The 20,616-nt window shown below is 66.4% G+C and carries 16 protein-coding genes and 1 pseudogene; 10 read left to right on the forward strand and 7 right to left on the reverse strand.

Annotated features, from left to right (window positions below; translation table 11 throughout):
• Nucleotides 1–1,182: 1,182 nt before the first annotated feature.
• Nucleotides 1,183–1,359: pseudogene (locus IEW34_RS30790) on the forward strand (integrase core domain-containing protein); the annotation flags it as partial.
• A gap of 1,032 nt (nucleotides 1,360–2,391) precedes the next feature.
• Here the strand turns inward: IEW34_RS30790 and IEW34_RS26120 are convergent.
• Nucleotides 2,392–4,512: a TonB-dependent receptor family protein gene (locus IEW34_RS26120; protein ID WP_188612152.1), complete on the reverse strand. Its 2,121-nt coding sequence runs from the start codon at nucleotides 4,510–4,512 to the stop codon at nucleotides 2,392–2,394.
• Between the two features lie 151 nt (nucleotides 4,513–4,663).
• Nucleotides 4,664–5,062, reverse strand: coding sequence for a hypothetical protein (locus tag IEW34_RS26125; protein ID WP_188612153.1), 399 nt, complete (start codon nucleotides 5,060–5,062; stop codon nucleotides 4,664–4,666).
• A 171-nt stretch (nucleotides 5,063–5,233) separates the two neighbouring features.
• Here IEW34_RS26125 and IEW34_RS26130 point away from each other — a divergent pair, with 171 nt between their 5' ends.
• The 9 genes from IEW34_RS26130 (at nucleotide 5,234) to IEW34_RS26170 (ending at nucleotide 14,906) form a co-directional block, all read left to right on the forward strand.
• A complete protein-coding gene (locus IEW34_RS26130) occupies nucleotides 5,234–5,995 on the forward strand; it encodes a superoxide dismutase (protein WP_188612154.1) in 762 nt (253 codons plus the stop codon).
• A gap of 67 nt (nucleotides 5,996–6,062) precedes the next feature.
• Nucleotides 6,063–6,560, forward strand: coding sequence for a GNAT family N-acetyltransferase (locus tag IEW34_RS26135; protein ID WP_188612155.1), 498 nt, complete (start codon nucleotides 6,063–6,065; stop codon nucleotides 6,558–6,560).
• A 104-nt stretch (nucleotides 6,561–6,664) separates the two neighbouring features.
• Complete coding sequence (locus tag IEW34_RS26140; protein ID WP_188612156.1) at nucleotides 6,665–6,889, forward strand: hypothetical protein; 225 nt, start codon at nucleotides 6,665–6,667, stop codon at nucleotides 6,887–6,889.
• Nucleotides 6,890–7,307: 418 nt separating this feature from the next.
• Entirely contained in the window at nucleotides 7,308–8,888 is a 1,581-nt protein-coding gene (locus IEW34_RS26145; RefSeq protein ID WP_188612157.1) for a fatty acid--CoA ligase, read from the forward strand.
• A 272-nt stretch (nucleotides 8,889–9,160) separates the two neighbouring features.
• Complete coding sequence (locus IEW34_RS26150) at nucleotides 9,161–10,297, forward strand: acyl-CoA dehydrogenase family protein (protein ID WP_188612158.1); 1,137 nt, start codon at nucleotides 9,161–9,163, stop codon at nucleotides 10,295–10,297.
• 121 nt (nucleotides 10,298–10,418) lie between these two features.
• Nucleotides 10,419–11,657: an acyl-CoA dehydrogenase gene (locus IEW34_RS26155; protein ID WP_188612159.1), complete on the forward strand. Its 1,239-nt coding sequence runs from the start codon at nucleotides 10,419–10,421 to the stop codon at nucleotides 11,655–11,657.
• An 84-nt stretch (nucleotides 11,658–11,741) separates the two neighbouring features.
• Nucleotides 11,742–12,986: an acyl-CoA dehydrogenase gene (locus IEW34_RS26160; RefSeq protein ID WP_188612160.1), complete on the forward strand. Its 1,245-nt coding sequence runs from the start codon at nucleotides 11,742–11,744 to the stop codon at nucleotides 12,984–12,986.
• Nucleotides 12,987–13,048: 62 nt separating this feature from the next.
• Entirely contained in the window at nucleotides 13,049–14,041 is a 993-nt protein-coding gene (locus IEW34_RS26165) for an NAD(P)H-dependent flavin oxidoreductase (protein WP_188612161.1), read from the forward strand.
• Between the two features lie 109 nt (nucleotides 14,042–14,150).
• Nucleotides 14,151–14,906 (forward strand): enoyl-CoA hydratase/isomerase family protein, encoded by a 756-nt coding sequence (locus tag IEW34_RS26170; RefSeq protein WP_188612162.1) that lies wholly within the window; start codon nucleotides 14,151–14,153, stop codon nucleotides 14,904–14,906.
• Between the two features lie 37 nt (nucleotides 14,907–14,943).
• On the opposite strand, the gene IEW34_RS26175 is transcribed toward IEW34_RS26170, so the two are convergent.
• The 5 genes from IEW34_RS26175 to IEW34_RS26195 form a co-directional block, all read right to left on the reverse strand.
• Nucleotides 14,944–16,764, reverse strand: coding sequence for a monovalent cation:proton antiporter-2 (CPA2) family protein (locus IEW34_RS26175; protein ID WP_188612163.1), 1,821 nt, complete (start codon nucleotides 16,762–16,764; stop codon nucleotides 14,944–14,946).
• A gap of 383 nt (nucleotides 16,765–17,147) precedes the next feature.
• Nucleotides 17,148–17,894: a hypothetical protein gene (locus IEW34_RS30795; RefSeq protein ID WP_244642225.1), complete on the reverse strand. Its 747-nt coding sequence runs from the start codon at nucleotides 17,892–17,894 to the stop codon at nucleotides 17,148–17,150.
• Between the two features lie 190 nt (nucleotides 17,895–18,084).
• Nucleotides 18,085–18,303 (reverse strand): hypothetical protein, encoded by a 219-nt coding sequence (locus IEW34_RS26185; protein ID WP_188612164.1) that lies wholly within the window; start codon nucleotides 18,301–18,303, stop codon nucleotides 18,085–18,087.
• Between the two features lie 292 nt (nucleotides 18,304–18,595).
• On the reverse strand, nucleotides 18,596–19,183 hold the full coding sequence (locus IEW34_RS26190; protein WP_188612165.1) for a protein-S-isoprenylcysteine O-methyltransferase: 588 nt from the start codon (nucleotides 19,181–19,183) through the stop codon (nucleotides 18,596–18,598).
• Nucleotides 19,180–20,421 carry a hypothetical protein gene (locus IEW34_RS26195; protein WP_188612166.1) on the reverse strand — a complete coding sequence of 414 codons (1,242 nt, stop codon included), beginning with the start codon at nucleotides 20,419–20,421 and terminating at the stop codon, nucleotides 19,180–19,182. The genes IEW34_RS26190 and IEW34_RS26195 overlap by 4 nt, the downstream gene beginning before the upstream one ends.
• Nucleotides 20,422–20,616 lie beyond the last annotated feature (195 nt).

Raw genomic sequence — 20,616 nt, forward strand, 5'->3', positions numbered from 1 at the left:
TGGGGAGCCTTCACACGTGAGACGAATAAGCGGAGCGCCGCCGCGCGCGGCGCGGCGGTATCGGTTGCCGCTAGCACCATGATAGAAACTGCGCGCCTCAAATCGGCCTCGGCAGACCAGCAAGCGAGAACTTTGAGTGTTTTATTTGGGGATCTGCGATGAGGCTTTTAGCCGTATACTCATTCGTTTGGATCCTCATCTGTGTAGTCGCAAGCGAATCATCGATGGCGGCGCAGTGCGCTGACGTCAATCCAGAGTACCGGTACAACGCTATTGTTCGTTTTTCGTCCTTTCCGAGTGCCTTCTTCGGTCGTTATCGTGCCGCAAAAATTTCAAAAATGCCGAAGAACCGTGAGGGGGATCCTTCCTCACTTCTCTGGCGCTACATAGTTGAATTTTACGTAACTGATAGTGTTGATGGTATGAGGCGACGAGTCTTCATGTCGTATGAGAGCGAGGCGGATCCGGTAGAGCAGAGATACACATTCAACGTGTTCTATGGCAGCGATGCAATCATACCATTCCTCCCGGCCGAGACGCGGAAAAGATCGAATCAACGAGGGCATCGAGCCAAGCTCGCTGGAGCCTTGCCGACCTGCCTGCCTTCTATCACGGCCGGAAGTGATCCTTCAGGTCGGGAAAGGCTCCTTAGATCGTGGTTAGAGTTGAAGTCGTACTTGGAGCAGCGGCATGACCGTTAAGACGCCTTACGTCACATGGGATTATAAGGGGCTCCCCGCGAATATAGATAAGTCGATGGTTCGCTGGATTATATCAAAGCTTGAGAACGACTCGCCTTTCATGCGCGATTTGCTATCGCTGGCGCCCGGCTGGTAATACTCACGTTACACAAAGGTCCAAATACAGCGATACAATTCCCAGCGATACAATTCCCAGCGATACAAATACAGTGACAGTTTACTAAATGATGGTTGGCAGATGTCTCGCATCGCCCGTGTCGTTGTGCCCGGTTTGGCCCATCACGTGACGCAGCGCGGCAACCGGCGCGAGCAGGTGTTCTTCGGGGAAGACGACTATCGCGCCTATCTCGATCTGCTGTCGTTCTATGCCAGGGCCGGAACGCAGCTGATCGCGTGGTGCCTGATGCCGAACCACGTGCACCTCGTCGCCATTCCCGCCCATGAGGACGGGCTGCGGGCGATGCTGGGTGAGACCCACCGGCGCGACGAATGCCTGAACGAGCACATGTTCCGCAACCTGCCCAGCGCTCGCAGGCTGATCGAGGAATGGAGAACGGGCTACAACGCCCATCGGCCGCATACGAGCCTTGGCCTCACCCCCAACGAGTTTGCAACCCGGTCCAGGACGGATCACAGCGAGAACAGAATCCAGTTATGAACGAGGGCAAATAGGGGGCAACGTGAGGATGAGAAGCCAATGAGGTCAAAAAATACCACACGATGGAGCGTCATCGCGGCCGGTATCATATTGTTTATCATCGTTCCCGGGATGATTGCTACGCACTACAGGCGAGGGCCTCAGCCGGTCTCGTTTGCCTATCCCGCCGCAGAGGTGAAGAGGTTTAGCGAAGGCCGCTTCACCAGACCTGCCATGCCAATGTGGCGTCGTCCTATATCACTCTTCGTTTCGGGCGACAAAGATCCGCGGGCGGGAGCTTTCATTGCTGGAATGATCTATGGTATGACTAGATATGTAGGAGTCACATTAGCAGAGATGTAAAAAAGAACTTTATAGTTTATGTTGATCGTCAATTCTACGAGGATCTCAAATCGTCAGGTCCTTCCTATTTCTCAAGAGGGGGGTTGTCCGAAGTCGTTTCTAAATATCTATACGATAATCTGCTTAAGACAAAGGATTGCGGAAGTGTCTTGGTGCCGAGCGTCGATGGGGAAATCATGTATGTTATCGGCTTTAATTTCCATGAATCTGGAAGTGATAAATTTCTTCGTTGTGCATCACTAATAATATTGTCTGGGTTGGGTGCATACATTTTCGAGGAACAGATAGAGAGTACGGAAGTTGCCGAGGTCATGTCGTATCTTCGGCGTAACTACGTTGCTTATCCAGCGGGCGCACCCTTCAATGTTGGTGCCAATTAACGAAACTCACTGGAGATAGGTCGTGGCTGAATTTGAGTGTTGTCTGGGTCCGCATCGAGGCGGAGCGCAACGGCGCGCGACGGTCGAATTCCCTGCTGACCTTGAGGCGCGAGCGGTGCGCGACGCGGAGTCGGCCAAGGCTGCCACCGCGCGCAAAGGCTGTTCGAGGCGCGCCGCTGGGCGCGCACCGGCCTGAGGGCCCAGCGCATCGCCAGGAACGAGCAATCGGCGCTGATCATCAACGAGCTCGATGGTGTTGCTGGCCTCTAACTCCGCCGCTTGAACCGCAGCCCGGCATCCGAGGCTCCGCTCAGAACGCATAGCGGAGGCCCGCGTACACAGACCGGCCGTTGCCGGGGTAGAAGATCGCCAGGCTCGAGGCCGGCAGCGTCTGGGCGTTGGTCACCGTCGAGAGGTCGCTGATGTATCTTCTGTCGGTGAGGTTGCGGGCGTCGACGAAGAACGTCATGCCATTGGGCATGGCCCACCCCGCCTGCACCCCGAGCAGGGCGTAGCCCGGTGCCCTGAGCGTGTTGGCATAGTCGGCATAGGCGCCGGTAGGCACCCAGTCGACGTTCGGCGAGACGTAGAAGCCGTCGGGCCGGCTGTAGGATACGACGGTGCGCAGCACGTTGGTCGGGATGCCGGCGAGCCGATTGTTGCCGTAGTAGGGGTCGTTGACGAAGCGGAAATCGTTGTAGGTCCAGATCTGCTGGACCGTCAGCTTGTCGCCGATGCCGGTAACGTCGCGCAGGAGGTCGTAGCCGACCGCCAGCTCGATGCCCTGGTGGCGCGTGTGCAGCGCGTTGAAGGTGGCCGCCGGCACGTTCGGATTGGTGGTGTAGTTGAGCAATTCGTCGCGCAGGATGGAGCGGTAGGCCGTCACCTCGAAACTCAGCCGGTCCCAGCGCCCGCGCGTGCCCACCTCTGCCGTCCAGGCACGCTGGGCCTGCAAGGGGACGAAGGTGGTGGAGTTGGTGAAGACCTGGGTCAGGTCGGTGAAATCGGGCACATCGGTGCTGCGGGCGATGTCGGCGAACACCTGGATGTCCGGCGTCGCCTGCCACAGGATACCGAACTTCGGGTTGACCCCGGCGTAGCGCGCGTCGTCCTGCTGACGCTGGCGCGGGTTCTTGGCCGACGCGTTGTAGAGCTGCGTGTAGTCGCGCAGATCGTTGAAGACCTTGACGCCGGCCACCAGCGCCAGTTGCCGGAGCACCCAGAAGCGGTTCTCGGCGTAGCCCTCCAGGTTATAGGCGTCCTGCCGGGCATTGACGGTGGGCGCGCCCTTGTTGCCGTTCACGTTGACGAACTGGCGCGCCAGGTTGTTGCCGCCCCAGGCGCGGCCGCCGACGATCAGGTCGTTCTTGAAGCCGCCGATATCGAAGCTCGCCGTGTAGCGGGGCGCGATGCCGTAGGTCCAGCCGTCTTGGGCGATCACCTGGAAGATCGGGTGGTAGAGGTTCTTGTGGATGGCCCAGGTCGAAATGTCGAGCTGGCCGACGTCGAAGCGGATGGTGGTGGTGTTGGCGATGCGCTCGCTCAGCACGTCGCGCGCCTGGTTGCCGCTGATCGCGGCCGGGCTGGCCATCTTGGGAAAGCGCAGGGCATTGAACAGCGAGAGCGAGCCGGGCAGCTTCTGGTCGGTGTCATAGAAGCCAAAATAGAAGCGGGTCTCGACGTTCTCGTTGATGCGGTAGCCCAGGTTGGCGTTGAATTGCTTGTAGTCCTGCGTCTCGTGCTGGCGAAAGCCGTTGGCGTGGCTCACGGTCGCATTCACCAGCGCATCGAAGGGTCCGGAGATGCGCGACATTTGCACGTTGCCGCGCAGCGCGCCGAAGCTGCCACCGTCGATGCGCAGCACGTTCGGCGCCTCCGCGGTGTAGGCGGTGGGCGTCGTGAAGTTGATGGCGCCGCCGATCGTCGAGGTGCCGTAGAAGAGCCCGTTGGCGCCGCGATAGACCTCGGCCGTCCGCACGGCCAGCGGATCGATCTGATAGAAGTCGCCGCTGCCGTCGGCGGCATTCACGGGAATGCCGTCCTGGAGGATGTCGAGGCCGCGCAGATGGTAGCCGCGGGTGAGGCCCGAGCCGCGGACGGAGAGCCGCAGCTCCTGGCCGTAGCGCTCCTGCACGTAGACGCCGGGCGTGTCCTTGAGGACGTCGCGCAGGTTGTTGGAATAGGTGTTGTCGAACTGTTTCTCGTCGACGAACGAGACCGAGCCGGCGCTCTGGTAGAGCGCGCGCTTCTGCTCGGCGACGCTCGGCACCGTGAGCGAGCCGCCGGCGGCCGGCATTGCCGCCGGTCCGGTCGCGGTGCTGCCGCCGCTGATATCGATGGTCGGAAGGGTGACGTCTTGGGCGAATGCGCCCGTGCCGGCGAGGCTCGCCAGCACGACGGCGGCGCCGGCGCGCAGAGGGATGGAGAACATGGAGGGCTCCGGGCGCGCCCGACGGGCCGAGGCTCGGCCGGGATCGAGACGTCGCGGATGGTCGACGGACGGCGGACACACGGCCGAACGTCGCCGCCGCGCATGGCGCTGCGGGAGGTCCGGCCCACGAAGCACGAGGCTTCGTCGCGTCTCAGCCCGGCGGGCCGCGTGCGGAGAAGGGGCTTGAGGCGCGCCCGCCCCGGTCCGGCCCGGACTGGTGCTGCCATGCGATCGCGGCGAAGCCGCGCGCCGGCGCGAGCGCCGTGGCGGCCGGCTCCGGCGGCGGCAGCGCGCCGGCGAACGGGCAAGCCGCCGTGCAGCACGACGCGTGCAGCCCGTGGCCGGCGTGGCCGGCCGGTGGCGGATCGGCCGCCTGCGTCGGGTCATGGGCGCAGAGCACCGCCTGCGGCAGACCCGGCGCCACGGATGCGGCAAAGGCCGGGATCGCCGAGGCGAGCAGCGTCTGCGCGACGAGCGCGTAGAGCGCAACGAAAGCAAGGATGCTCCGTGCGATGTTCCGCTGCTGATGCTGTCCGCAACCCCGGCCCATGCGTTAGTCTTGGGGCTGCCACGCAGCCCGGTCAACGGCCGGGCCGTCCCATGGCATGCGTCTGCCGCATTTGCCGCGCCCCTGTGGCGACGGGGCACCAGCAGGTGTGGAACGGTTGCTCACGCCCGCGACTTCGTCTCGGGGCACACTGCGATGTCAGGAGGGATCCTCATGCAATCTGCCAACGATACCCTGCTCGACGAGCGCCGGCGCGGCTTCCTGATCGGCGCGTCGGTCGTCGCCGCCACGGCGCTCGGCGGGGGGGCCTTGGCCCAGCCGGCGGCCACCGCGGGCCGTGCGCCCGCCATGCCGTTCACGTTGCCGCCGCTCCCCTATGCCGCGCGCGCCAACGAGCCCGTGATCGATGCCGAGACGATGGAGTTGCATCACGACAAGCACCATGGCGCCTACGTCAAGGCGCTCAATGAGGCGGCTGCGGGCGGCGGCGCCTGGGCGGCGAAGCCCCTCGACGTCATTCTCGCCCAGCTCGAGCAGGTGCCTGAGGCGGTGCGGACGGCCGTGCGCAACAATGGCGGCGGCCATGCCAATCACTCCATGTTCTGGGAGATCATGGGCGGCCGCGGCGGGCAGCCCAAGGGGGACCTGGCCGGCGCCATCGACACGGACTTCGGCTCCTTCGCCAAGCTCCGAGAGAGCTTCGACGCCGCCGGCGCCAAGGTATTCGGCTCGGGCTGGGTCTTCGTCACGGTCAGTCGGGAGGGTCGGCTGGCCCTCGTTACCAAACCCAACCAGGACACGCCCCTGATGGACGGGCAGCGGGTGCTCTTCGGCAACGACGTCTGGGAGCACGCCTATTACCTCAGCTATCGCAACCGCCGCGCCGACTACCTCAAGGCCTGGTGGGACATCGTCGACTGGGGCAAGGTCGGGGACCGCTATGCGCGTGCCAAGGAGGGTGCGCTCGCCATCTGAGGGCCTCGGCCATGGACGGGGAGCGCGCGGTCATGGTAAGCGCCGGGCCTTCCGGCCGATCGAGTCCATGACCGACCTTCAACTGACGACGCGCCATGAGCGTCCCATCGACGCCGAGCAGATCGAGCGCCTGCATGAACGGGCGTTTGGGCCCGGCCGCTACGCGCGCACGGCCTACCGTCTGCGAGAGGGCCGCGCCCACCGGGCCGACCTGTCGTTCACGTCCCTGGTCGGCACCCTGCTCGTCGGCTCGGTGCGCCTGTCCTCCGTCATCGCCGGTGACGTGCCGGCCCTGCTGCTGGGCCCGCTTGCCGTGGAGCCCGCCTTCGAGGGGCGTGGCATCGCCGGCGAACTGATCCGCGCGGCGCTGGCGGCGGGGCGCGACGCTGGCGAAGGCCTGGTGCTGCTGGTCGGCGATCCGCCCTATTATGGTCGCTTCGGCTTCCAGCCGGTGACGCCCGGTCAGCTGAGCTTGCCCGGCCCTGTCGATCCCGCGCGCGTGCTGTGCGTCGAGTTGGTGCCGGGAATTCTGGAGCGCGCGCGCGGCGCCGTTCGTCCAGCGTGAGCGCGGCTTCTTGCCGCCCGTGTTGAATTGAGGCCGGCCGTCATCCATGTGGAGGCCGGGCGGCGGCTGCCGCGCCGAAACAATGGTGGAAGGCCAAGCGAGCGATGACGATGTGGGTCCGACTGGTGCTGATTGGCGCTCTCACCGCCTTGGCCGCCTGCAATGCCGGGAAGGTACGTCCCGAGGGCGTGCTGCCGAAGGAATCGCTGCCGACTCCACCATCGGAGCCCCGCGCCGCGCAATACCTGCCCAAGCAGCGCCCCGACTCGACGCCGGCCGCGGTGCAGGTGCCGCAACAGCCCGCCAAGCGTATCGAGGTGCCGCGCTAGCGCGCCCTGCCGGGGTTGCGACGTCGGCCGGCCGCGGCCTCCTTTCAGAGACTGCAGCATTCGCTGCAATTGGATGATCTCGTCCGGCTGCGACATGCGTGTCGTGGGCCAGAGCGTCCGCTTGGCTAGAACCTGCGCCGACGCGGGCAGAGAGCACCGGTCGAGGTGCGCTTGACAATCTGTATCAAACGATAGTTAGGCTGCGCCGGATCGCGCGCCGCATCGTCGGGTGGCGCCGGTGCGCGCGGGCGGATGCAGGCCCTGGACGGTCGCAGGCGAGCGCCATGCTCGCTCGGCCACCGCTTGCTTCGATCGCGCGCATCGGCCATCGAATGCGGCAGGCCGTTTCAATCTCCAACAAGCCAGATGACCGGCAGGCGCGTGCCCCGACCGGTCGCCATCCTGCGAGGAATACGCCATGCAAGACGACTCGCGCCTGAGCACCTTGGCCGACGTGCCGCGGCTCCATGCGGCGACCAAGGGCGACCAGATCGCGCTGTCCTTCGAGGGTCGGCTCACGCAGCATGCCGAGTTCGACCGTCGCACCAGCCAGGTCGCCAACGCGTTGATCGCGGCAGGCCTGAAGCCGGGCGACCGCGTGGCGCATGTCGGCAAGAACACCGATTTCTTCTTCGAACTGGTCTTCGGCTGCTTCAAGGCGGGGGTCACCATCGTGCCCATCGTCTGGCGCCTGGCGCCGCCCGAGGTCGGCTACATCGTCGGTGATGCCGAGGCAAAGCTGCTGTTCGTCGGCCCCGAGTTCATCGACCTCGCCCGCCAGATCGTGCCCGATCTCCCGGGGCTCACGGCGGTGGTGGCGATGGAGGGCAATGCGCCGGAATGGCAGGCCTTCGAGGCCTGGCGCAATGCCCAGCCCGCCACAGACCCCAAGCGGGAGGTCGGAACCGACGACGTCATCTTGCAGCTCTATACCTCCGGCACCACCGGCCGCCCCAAGGGCGCCATGCTGACCCACGGCAATTTCCTGACCATGCGGCGCCTGCAGGACCAGTCCGAGGCCGAGTGGCTGCACTGGCACGACGACGACGTCGGGCTCATCGCCATGCCCAACGGTCACATCGGCGGCACCGGCTTCGGCATCTGGGTGCTCTACTACGGCGTCAAGGCCATCATCACCCGCGAGTTCGACCCCATGCAGGTGCTCGACCTGATCGAGAACGAGGGCGTCAACAAGTTCTTCATGGTGCCGGCGGCGCTGCAGTTCGTGGTGCGTCAGCCCCGCGCCCGCGAGGTCGACTACAGCCGCCTGCGCTCGATCTCCTACGGCGCGAGCCCGATCCCGCACGCGCTGCTCGTCGAGTGCATGGAGGTCTTCAAGTGCGGTTTCGTGCAGATGTACGGGCTCACCGAGACCACCGGCACGGTGGTGGCGCTGCCGCCCGAGGACCATTCCGCGGACGAGTCGCCCAAGATGCGGTCGGCCGGCAAGGCGCTGCCCGGCGTCGAGATCGCCATCCTCGATGCCAGCGGCAAGCCCGTGCCGGTGGGCGAGATCGGCGAGATCGCCATCAAATCGCCGTCCAACATGAAGGGTTACTGGAAGCTGCCGGAGGCGACCGCCTCGGCCATGCCCGGTGACAACTGGTTCAAGTCGGGCGACGCCGGTTACATGGACGAGGACGGCTACCTCTACGTCCACGACCGCATGAAGGACATGATCATCTCCGGCGGCGAGAACGTCTATCCGGCCGAGGTCGAGAACGCCATCTACGGCCACCCGGACGTGGCGGAGGTGGCCGTCATCGGCGTGCCTTCGCAGAAGTGGGGCGAGGAGGTGAAGGCCATCGTCGCGCCCAAGCCGGGCGCCAGCCCGAGCGAGGACGACATCATCCGCTGGGCCCGCTCCAAGATCGCTGCCTTCAAGGCGCCGAAGTCGGTGGAGTTCATCGACGCCCTGCCGCGCAACGCGTCCGGCAAGATCCTGCGCCGCACCTTGCGCGAGCCCTTCTGGGCCGGCCGCGACCGACAGGTGAACTGAGCGCACCCGCGGGGATCGGCGAGAAACGATTCTGATTCAATGAGTTGGAGCATTTCTATCGGATCAGAGGATTCCATCCGATCGGGAAATGCGCCAGGGCAGCCGGGCTGGCGCGGCTGTCTGGCCCCTCTTCGGCGCAGGGCTCTTGAGCCAGCGGCCGGGCGATTCTATTCTGTTGACCAAACGATCGTTAGGTGCTGCAAGCGTCGCTAGGGTATGGCCCGTTTCCCGGGTCAGCAGCATCGGACGGCCGACATAGGCGGGAGGAAGCAATGAACTTCGACTTCTCGGACGAGCAGAAGCAGCTGCGCGACTCAGCGCGTCGTTTCCTGGAGAAGCAGAGCCCGGTCGCCGTGGTCCGCCGCGTGCTGGAGGGCGACGAAGGCTACGACAAGGAGCTGTGGAAGGGCCTGGCCGAGATGGGTTTCACCGGCGCGGCGATCCCCGAGGAGTTCGGCGGCGCCGGGCTCGGGCACCTGGAGCTCTGCGTCATCGCCGAGGAGCTCGGCCGCTCGTTGGCGCCGACGCCGTTCTCGTCCTCGATCTATTTGGCCGCCGAGTTCCTGATGGCGGCGGGCAGCGAGGAGCAGAAGGCGAAGTATCTCCCCAAGCTCGCATCGGGCGAATGGATCGGCACGTTCGCCTTCGCCGAGGGCGTGGGCGAGGTGACGCCTGACCGCATCGCCTCCGGCGCCTCGCAGGGCAAGCTCAGCGGCACCAAGGTGCCGGTGCCGGACGGCGAGATCGCCGACTTCGCCGTGGTCGCGGCCAACACCGGCGGCTCCGGCGTGCGCTCGGTGTCGCTGTTCCTGGTCGACCTTTCCGGCGCGGGCGTGACCCGCACGCCGGTCAAGACCATCGACCCCAGCCGCAAGCATGCGCGCATCGCCTTCGACGGCGCGGCCGCGGAGCCCCTCGGTGCAGCGGGCGAGGGCTGGTCGATCCTGACCAACGTGCTCGACCGGGCCGCCGTGCTCACCGCCTTCGAGCAGGTGGGCGGCTCCGACCGGGCGCTGGAGATGGCCCGCGACTACGCACTCGAGCGTATCGCCTTCGGCCGGCAGATCGGCTCCTTCCAGGCGATCAAGCACATCCTCGCCGACATGTACGTGTCGGCGACGCTCGCCCGTTCGAACTGCTACTGGGGCGCCTACGCGCTCTCGACCGGCTCAGCCGAACTGCCGGAGGCGGCGGCGACGGCCCGCGTCAGCGCTACCCAGGCCTTCCAGCACTGCTCGACCAACAACATCCAGGTGCATGGCGGCATGGGCTTCACCTGGCAGTTCGATTGCCACCTCTATTACAAGCGCTCGAACCTGCTGGCACTCAACCTCGGCAGCCTCTCCCAGTGGGAGAACAAGCTGATCGAGCGCATGCGCGCCGGCAACTCGGCCAAGGACGCGGCCTGATCGCACGGGAGCGGGATGATCTTTCTTTGAGTCATTCCGCCCCAGTCTTTGTTTTGAGCATGATCTTGTCCAGAAAACCGGTACCGCCTTTTTGGCATCATGCTCTAGGGAGGATCGACCCATGAACTTTGACGATACCCCCGAAGAGGCCAAGTTCCGTGCCGTCGCGCGCGAGTGGATCGGCGCCAACGCGCCGCACGAGCTCGACGCCGACTTGAAGCGCTCCGGCATGGGGGGCCTGCGCCTGCCGGGCCGCGACGTGCTCACGGAATCCAAGGCCTGGCAGAAGAAGAAGGCCGACGGCGGCTGGGCCGTCCCGCACTGGCCCAAGGACTACGGCGGTCGCGGCGCGACGCCGATCGAGCGGGTGATCTGGCAGCAGGAGGAGGGCATCTACAATCAGCTCTCCGCCCCCTTCGCCATCGGCCAGGGGATGTGCGGCCCGACCGTCATGGCCTACGCCGACGAGGACATCAAACGCCACTACCTGCCGCCGCTCGCCTCTGGCGAGAAGGTGTGGTGCCAGCTGTTCTCCGAGCCCGCGGGCGGATCGGACGTGGCGGCGCTGCGCACCCGGGCCGAGAAGGACGGGGACGACTGGATCATCAACGGCCAGAAGATCTGGACCAGCGGCGCCCAATTCTCCGACTACGGCATCCTGCTGACGCGCACCGATCCCAACGTGCCCAAGCACGCCGGGCTCACGATGTTCATCGTCGACATGCATGCGCCGGGCGTCGAGGTCCGTCCCATCCATCAGATGAGCGGCGGGCGCGAGTTCAACGAGGTCTTCTTCGAGAACGTGCGCATCCCGGACAGCCATCGTCTGGGCGCCGTCAACGACGGCTGGCAGGTGTCGCTGACCACGCTGATGAACGAGCGCATGTCCATCGGCACGCGTCTGAACACCGGCTTCCCTGAGATCTTCGAGTTCTGCTCGCGCTTCGAGCTGCCGGACGGCCCGGCCATCGACGATCCGGCGGTGCGGGCCAAGCTCGCCACCTGGGCGGTCAAGGCGTCAGGGCTGCGCTATACGGCATTCCGCGCCATCTCCAGCCTGTCGAAGGGCGAGCGGCCGGGACCGGAGAATTCCATCGGCAAGCTGGTGGCCGGCGTGATGACGCAGGACATCGCCAAGTTCGCGATGGAGCTGGAAGGGGAGGCGGGCATCCTCGCCGACCCGGACGAGGCGCCGGCTGCCGCGCTGTTCCAGAACCTCCTGGTGCGCTCGCCCGGCATGCGCATCGCCGGCGGCACCGACGAGATCCTGCGCAACATCATCGCCGAGCGCGTGCTCGGCCTGCCCGGCGACATCCGGGTGGACAAGAAGGTGCCGTTCAACCAGGTGCCGAACCGATAGAGCCCGTCCAGCCCGGCGGAGGCGGCGGTGCGCGCGATCACCGCCTCCGGCCTCGTCCTGACAGCATAGCGGGAGCATGCTCCAATGAACTTCGATGACACGCCGCAGGAAGCCGCCTTCCGGGCCGAAGCCAAGAGCTGGATCGCGGCCAATGCCCCCAAGGCGCTCGAGCCCGAGCTGAAGACCTCGGGCTTCGGCGGCCTCTATCTTGGCAGCGTCGATCCGATGCAGGCTGCCAAGGCGTGGCAGAAGAAGAAGGCCGCCGCCGGCTGGGCCTGCCTGCACTGGCCCAAGGACTACGGCGGCCGCGGCGCCAGCCCGATCGAGCGGGTGATCTGGGGTCAGGAGGAAGGCCTTTACGCCAAACTCTCGGCGCCTTTCACCATCGGCCATGGCATGTGCGGGCCGACCGTGATGGCCTTCGCCAGCGAGGACCAGAAGCGCGAGCGGCTGCCTCCGCTCGCTTCCGGCGAGGAGATCTGGTGCCAGCTGTTCTCGGAGCCCGCGGCCGGCTCCGACCTTGCCGGCCTGCGCACCCGGGCAGAGAAGGACGGCGACGATTGGGTGGTCAACGGCCAGAAGATCTGGACCAGCGGCGCCCAGCATTCCGATTGGGGCCTGCTGCTGACCCGCACCGACCCGAGTGTCGCCAAGCACAAGGGGCTCACCATGTTCTTCCTGAACATGCGGTCCCCCGGTGTGGAGGTGCGGCCGATCCGGCAGATGAACGATCAGCGCACCTTCAACGAGGTGTTCTTCGAGAACGTGCGCATCCCCGATGCCCAGCGCCTCGGCGCCGTGGGCCAGGGCTGGCAGGTGTCGCTCACCACCTTGATGAATGAGCGCCTGTCGATCGGCTCGGGCATGCCGACCGGTTTCCCCGATCTGTTCGAGCTCGCCTGCCAACTCGAGACCCCGGATGGCCCGGCCGTCGACGACCCGGCCGTCCGGGCCAAACTCGCCGATTGGGCGGTCAAGGCCTCTGGCCTGCGCTTCACCGCGTTTCGAGCGCTCTCGGCCCTGTCGAAGGGCGAGACGCCCGGGCCGGAGAATTCGATCGGCAAGTTGGTCGCCGGTTCGATGATGCAGGATATCGCCAAGTTTGCCCTCGACCTGGAGGGCCATGCCGGCCTGCTGACCGATCCGGACGATGCTCCGGCGCTCGCCAAGTTCCAGACCATGCTGCTGCGCTCGCCCGCGACCCGCATCGAAGGCGGCTCCGACGAGATCCTGCGCAACATCATCGCCGAGCGCGTGCTCGGGCTGCCGCCCGATATCCGCGTGGACAAGGACGTGGCGTTCAACGCCATCCCAACGGGCGGCCGCTGAATTCGTCATCACCTTCAAGCACGCAGCAGACGTCGCATCGATCAGGAAGAGGACCGACCAAGATGATCAAGACGCGCTTCACCGAGATGTTCGGGGTCGAGCACCCCATCGCTCAGGGCGGCATGCAGTGGGTCGGCCGCGCCGAGCTGGTCGCTGCCGTCGCCAATGCCGGGGGCCTGGGGTTCATCACGGCGCTGACGCAGCCGACGCCGGAGGCGCTGTTCAACGAGGTCAAGCGCACGCGCGAGATGACCGACAAGCCGTTCGGCGTGAACCTCACGATCCTGCCGGCGATCAACCCGCCGCCCTATGCGGAGTACCGGCGCGCCATCATCGAGTCGGGCGTCAAGGCGGTCGAAACGGCCGGCTACAAGCCCGAGGAGCACATCGCCGACTTCCAGCAGCACGGCATCAAGGTCATCCACAAGTGCACGGCCGTTCGCCACGCCGTGTCGGCCCAGCGCATGGGCGCCGACGCGATCTCCATCGATGGTTTCGAGTGCGCCGGGCACCCCGGTGAGGACGACATTCCGGGCCTGATCCTGATCCCGGCGGCGGCCGACAAGATCACCATCCCGATGATCGCCTCGGGCGGCTTCGGCGACGGCCGGGGCCTGGCGGCGGCCCTGGCGCTGGGCGCCGAGGGCATCAACATGGGCACGCGCTTCATGGCCACCAAGGAGGCGCCGATCCATCAGAAGGTCAAGGAACAGCTCGTCGCCAACGACGAGCGGGCCACCGATCTGATCTTCCGCACCATGCGCAACACCTCGCGCGTCGCCCGCAACGACGTCAGCCAGGAGGTGGTGAAGCTCGAGCGCGGCGGTGCCAAGTTCGAGGACGTCAAGCACCTGGTGGCAGGCGCCCGCGGCCGCGTCGTCTACGAGGGCGGCGACCAGAACCACGGCATCTGGTCGGCCGGCATGATCCAGGGCCTGATCCACGATATCCCGAGCTGCGAGGAGCTGATCCACCGCATCGTCCGCGATGCGGAGGAGATCATCAACGCGCGTCTGGCGCGTATGACCTCGCAGCTTCGGCAGGCGGCGGAATAACGGCTTGCAGCCGCCCGCGCGCCCCGTGCGCGCGGGCCGGCACCTCGATCGGACCGGACGAGCCTTTTTGCCTGGTCCGGCCCCAAAGAACACATCAGGGAGAAGCGCCATGGGATCGCTCGTTCTGCGCGAGGACAGGGACGGCTGCGCCACGTTGACGCTCAACCGTCCGGACAAGCTCAATGCGCTCAATGTCGAGCTCTTCGCGGAGCTGAGCGGCCACGTCGACCGGATCGCCGCCGAGACCGACCGGGTCGGGCTGGTGATCGTGCGCGGTGCCGGCAAGTGCTTCTCGGCGGGTCACGACCTCACCGACATCGCGGCCGGCGAAAAGCCGCCGCGGCCCAACTTCCAGGCCGACGTCATCGAGCGTCTGGCCAACCTGCCGCAGCCGGTGATCTCCGCCGTGCACGGTCACTGCTATACCGGCGCGCTGGAGCTGGCGCTGGCCGGCGACCTCATCGTCGCATCGGAGGCGGCCAAGTTCGCCGATACCCATGCCCGCTGGGCGCTGACGCCGGTGTGGGGCATGAGCCAGCGCCTGCCGCGCCGGGTCGGCCTGCCCAAGGCCCGCGAGATGATGTTCACGGCACGCACCTATACGGGCCGGCAGGCGGAAGCCATGGGGCTCGCCAACATCTGCGTGCCCGATGCGGAGTTCGACGCCGAGCTCGCGTCTCTCACCAAAGCGATCCTGGCCAATTCCTGGTACAGCCACCGCGCCAACAAGGCGCTGCTGCTGGCGACGGATGGGCTGCCGCTGGCCGCCGGGCTCGACCACGAGATCGTGCGCACGCGCGGCCGCGGGCCGGACATGGAGGAGCGCATCGCCGCCTTCACGGCCAAGACGGCGAAGATCGCCTGAGGCAGCCGGGGCGCGGCGCCGGATCGGCGAACGCGGTCTAACCCGCGGCCTCCTCCTCGGCGAGGGCGCCCGCCTCCGGGTTCAGGGCCCGCGCGGTCTGGCGCGGGCGTACGAAGGGCTCCGGCTTCGGCGCATTGGAATGGAGCAGAGCGGCGCCGGCATAGAGTCCGCTCGTCTGGTCCAGGCTGAAGCGCTCCGCGTCCAGCCGGCGGATATCGGCGATCGTTTCGGCCGCCTCGAGGGAAGGCAGGCCCAGGAACTCGAGGGCGTCACGACCGAAGGCGAGCGCCGATTCCAGGGTCTCGCGCATCTGGAAGTCGACCTTCTGGTTCATCAGCTCGAGCGCGTGGCCGCGGTCGTAGGCCCGCACGAGCAGGCCTGCATTGGGGAAGGCCTCCTTCGCCAGCGCGACGATCTTGTTGGCGGCCTCCCGATTGTCGATACAAACGGCCAGCACCCTCGCGTGGGCCGCGCCGGAGGCGTGCAGAACGTCGAGGTTGGTGCCGTCCCCATAGTAGATCTTGAAGCCGAACTTGGCGGCGCTGCGGATCATGTCGGGGTCGTTGTCGATGATGGTTACGTCGAGGCCTCGTGCCAGGAAGGCCTGGCTGACCACCTGCCCGAACCGTCCGAACCCCACGAGCAGGACCGAGCCGTGGAGCCCGTCCGGTCGTTCCAGCCCGTCGAGATCGGGCTTCTCCGCCGGCAGCAGGCGGCGCGCCGCCACCACGGCGAGCGGCGTCAGCACCATGGAGATGATGACCGTCGACGACATGATCGCGTTGACGAGCGGATCGAAGAGGCCGACGGCGGCGGCCGCCCCGTAGAGGACGAAGGCGAACTCGCCGCCCTGGGCAAACAGGGCCGCCCGGTAGATGGCCTCCCGGCGGCCGGCACCGAACAGCAGCGCCACCACCGCGATGCCGACGGCCTTGACCAGCATGTAGCCCACCACGGCAAGCGCCACGACGGGCCACTGCTGGAGCACCACCGCCAGGTTCAGTGACATGCCCACCGCCATGAAGAACAGGCCTAGCAGCAGGCCGCGGAACGGCTCGATGTCGGCCTCGAGCTGGTGACGGAAGGTGGAGCCGGAGAGCAGCACGCCGGCGAGGAAGGCACCCATGGCCATGGACAGGCCGGACACCTGCATCAGCAGAGCCGTGCCGAGCACCACGGTGAGCGCCGCCGCCGTCATGATCTCGCGCGCCCGCGCGGCGGAGAGGAGCGCGAACAACGGGTTGAGCAACCAGCGGCCGGCCGCGACCACCACCGCGACGGCGCCGACCGCCATGGCCAGGCTCATCCAGTCGGCCCGCAGATTTTCCCCGGTGGCCGGCGCCAGCAGCGCAACGACTGCCAGGAGCGGTACGATGGCGAGGTCCTCCAGGAGAAGAATGGAGACCGCCCGCTGACCTGCAGGCGTCGCCGTTTCGCCCGTCTCGTCCAGAATCTGGATGATTGCCGCGGTGGAGGAGAGCACGAAGCCCATGGCTGCGATGAAAGCGGCAGCCGGATCGAGCCCGGCGAGCACGCCAAGTCCCGTCAGGAGCGCGCCGCAGGCCGCAACCTGCGCGGCGCCGAGGCCGAATATGTCCTTACGCAGGCTCCAGAGCCTCGCCGGGCGCATCTCCAGCCCGATGACGAAGAGAAACATGACGACGCCAAGCTCGGCGAAGTGCAACACCGCCTCCGGCGCCGCGATGACCTCCAGGCCGAACGGGCCTATGGCGAGCCCGGCGGCGAGATAGCCCAGCACCGAGCCAAGGCCTGCGCGCTTGAACAAGGGAGCAGCGACGACGCCTGCCCCGAGGACGGCGACGATCTGCACGAGCTCGAAGTTCGACGATTCGGCCACAACGCTCCTCTCGGGTATCGGGTTGGCTGCCGGCAGAGGCAGGAACCATGCCCTAACGCGAGGGCGGCGATCCCGCGAGCGCAAATTTCGCGGTAACGCACGAGATGGCGTGTGAGACGAGTACGGGCGCCGCCGCCACGGGCCGCGCGCCGTAGCGCGTGGGGCTCGAACATCTCCCGATCAGACGCAGTCATCCGACCGCCCGGACACGCGCCAGATTACTGAATCAGGGCGTTTCCTGTCCGACGAGTCCACCCGACGGGAGCGCGCTCTGGGGCAGGCCGAAGCGCGCACCGATCATGCGACCGGGCGCGACCGGGTGGTCAATGCGCCACTCAGCGGCGGCGGCCCGATATGGATGCGGACCCGCCAACGAGCCTGGATTACTGACCGACCGTCACGCCCGGGTCAGCAGACAGCTGGATGACCTGCCTGCCGCCATTCATCGTGCGCAGGTCGTTCACATAGTTCTCCGGGAGCAGCAGATGCGAGGGCGTCTTCAAGCCCATGTAGTTCGCGATCCGGCCGATGAACCAGGTGCAATTGGTCGTCGCGGCATTCCACAGCGGCGTGCTGCCCTGCAACTGCTTGATATAGGCGAACACCCGCTTGGCATCCGCTTCGCTCATATAGACGCGATAGCTGGCCGTCAGGTACTCCTCGTCGAGATCGCCGTAGCTCTTGCCGGTCTCCGACGGCACCCAGACCAGATGCCCCAGCATATAGGGGAGGGGGTCGTCTCCGGCGGGATGAAGGCCGGCCACCTCGACCTCCCGCTCGCTCGATTTCCCGAACCAGATGAAGGCGTGACCGTAGGACGCCGCCGTGCGCGAGCGGAAATCGACGTAATAGGGGCCTGGCACGGCGGCGCGCCGGCGGCTGGCTCTGGCGTCGCCCTGGCCGACCGCGGCAAGTACTTGCCGGCCTTGCGTCGATGCCTGGCTGTCGGTCCGCTGGTCCGGGCTCGCCGCAATTTCGCGAGCGCTGATCGTTCCCATGGACAGGCCCCAAAAGGCCGCGATGGCAAACAGCGCCGCCGCACAGCGGCTAGATCGTCCGATTTGCGCAAATCCCCGCACTTTGAGCACCCCAATCTCGACCACGAGCGGCGGACGGACCGTGCTGGACACAGGCGGAATCGATTGCTGTATCGAACCGGACGTGAGAACAGGCGCGGAAGCGGATCCGTTGCGCACACGGGGACTAAGAAAGCAAACGATGGCGAGATTCAGATCGAATCCAACCCTTCGGGAGCCGATGACAACCGGCTACCCGCTGAGGACCTGGAGCAGGTCATGCATCCCCGGGGAGGGGATGGTATCAGCCCTTGGTGATGATCGGGGCCGGGGCCGGCGCCGGCGCCTTGCCGAACGGGGCCTTGCCGACGACAGGAGCCTTGCCGACGGGGGACTTGCCGATCGGGGCCTTGCCTACCGGGGCCGGCGCGACGGGAACCGGCTGGGGCTGCGGCAGGTCGGCAGCGACAGCGAAGCTCATCATGGCCAGCGACGAGGCTGTCACAATCAGAGACTTGAGCATAAGCGGATCTCCTAGGAGTTCTAGATTGGAGACGACAGTCTCGGGAATCTCCACACGCGAGTGTAGCGCCTAACGACTAACGTGAATGCCCCCTGCCGCGCAATTGAGAGTCGGATCGTCGAGGCGAACCGCCCTTGGGTTTTCAAGCGATGTGGCAAAAATAGCGCGTGGGGACCATTTCAGCAGGCGCAACGCGCCGCGTTTCAGGCTAATCGACCTCAGCGCTGCTGTGGCGTTGGTGGCGAAATCAAGCCCATCGTTGGACCGCAAGCGACACAATCGGCGCGCAGAATCAATAAACCCAGGGGATGAGGCGGTAGCTTCGGGACATATACTCGCGGTATTCATCACCAAAGCTTGTCAGCATCATCTGCTCCTCGCGGCCGACGCGCCCGAAGAACAGGATGCCGAAGCCGACGATGCCTGAAAGGCCGGCAAACCAGTTGGGCAGCAGCAGAGCCTGCGCCACCGCCCAAAGCCAGAACGCCGTGTACATGGGGTGGCGAACGCGGCGGTAGATGCCGCCGGTGACGAGCTTGTGGCTCTCGCGCACGTCGAGGCTGACCGACCAGTTGCGCCCGAGGGCGCGGTGCGTCAGGTGGAACATCACCAGCGCCGCGATCGCGACCAAGACCCCGAGCCATGCCTGCGCCGGGTTGAACGTGTAACGGGCGAAGCGGGGGAACCCTCCGGTCGCCACGTAGAGCAGCGGTATGATGCCGAGGCCGGTGAGCGAGATCAGCAGCAGCGCAGTTTCGCGCGGCCCGCGGGCGCTGCTGAGGATCGGCGTCCGCCGCGACTTGCGGGCATGCTTGAAGCGGACGACGTACCAGCCGGCCGCGAGCAGGAGAAAGACCGCCTTGGCGATGGCCGGTGTCATCCGCAGCGCGCCTCCCGCGGCGGCGCGTGCACCGGCGCGTCCGGGCCCGGCACGGGCTGCGGCGCGAGCAGACCGCCGTTCTGGGCGATCATCGACATGGCGCCGTCGGGTGCCATGGTCTGGTGCTCGGCCGAGTAAGGGCCGCACATCAGCATGAAATAGTCGTATGGAGCCCGGCGGTCGTTGCCGCTGATGAACTGGCAGTGCAGCCGGAACAGCCGCGTGCGGATGCGCCGATAGACGGCGCGCTCCAGCATGTTGCGGATCTTCACCAGCCGGACGACGGGACTGGCGGTCCTGGCCAGGCCCATCTCGCCTACAGGATCGGCAACGCAGAAGTTCATCACGTCGCTGCGGGCCTGGTAGTCGCCCCAGAATACGCCGGGCGCGGCGGCGAGCCGTGCCACCGCGGCGCGAAAACGCGTTGCCCCCCGGTGCAGCCCGATCTTGAGGACGGACGACCCGATGGAGAGAAACGTGACGCGGGTGCCGGCAGTGCCGAGCCGCGGATCGATCTTCAGTGCGCGGTCGAGCATGTCCACCGCGAGCACGGCGCCGAGGCTGTGGCCGATCACGAGGATCTCGTCCGCCTTGGCATCGCGGGCGGCGGCCACGATCTCATGCGCGACCCGCTCGAGCCGCGCGTCCAGGTTGGAATGTCCATGATGGATGTAGCTGTACGAGAAGATCCAGTCGTCGAACAGGGTGGTGATGCTGAGCCAGCGCCCCGCGGCGAACAGCAGCGCCGCGCCCACGGCCACGCCGGTTACGGCACCTGCCCAGAACGACTGGCTGAGGTACCGGACGAGGGCGCCGAAGAGGCCCGCGAGCGTCAGCAGAACCGCCGACACGACAAAGGGATAGAGGAAGAACGCGGCGTATTGCCAACTGGTGCGGAGGTATCGCAGCAGAGCCCCGCCCGCAACGAAGTCGACGAAGGCTGCGACGCCGAGCGCCGCCCGTCGCCAGACGGGCTGATGGCTCAGGCGCTGGATCACGTCGTCCCAGCGCACGATCCGGTAGTCGGTCTCGACGCGCCAGTCGGGGCCTGTGGTCACTACCGGCCAGCTGGTCTCATCGGGGCCGGCATTGACTGGACCGACCGAGGCGGAGGCCGACCAGGTGCGCTCGAACCGGCCGAGTTCGCGCACGAAGCGGCGGCGCGCGCCCTCATGCGGCGTGAACGGATCGAAGCCGCCGATGTGGAACACCAGGCGCTTGGCGATCGTGGGAATCACGCGCGTTCCCTCCGTGCGGCCGTCATGGTGCGCTCCCAATCCTCAGCCAGCTCCCCCGCGCCGGCCGCGCGCGCCCGCACAAGGGAGGGTTAACCGGCTAGTCGTATAGTTCCAATCGCGACGGGAGTCATCGCGCCGCCGCTGGCGACGCTGTGGTCAACGGGCCGGGACGTGCGCGAAGCGGAGGCTGGGCCA

The organism is Chelatococcus reniformis (assembly GCF_014640075.1).
Taxonomy (GTDB): Bacteria; Pseudomonadota; Alphaproteobacteria; order Rhizobiales; family Beijerinckiaceae; genus Camelimonas; species Camelimonas reniformis.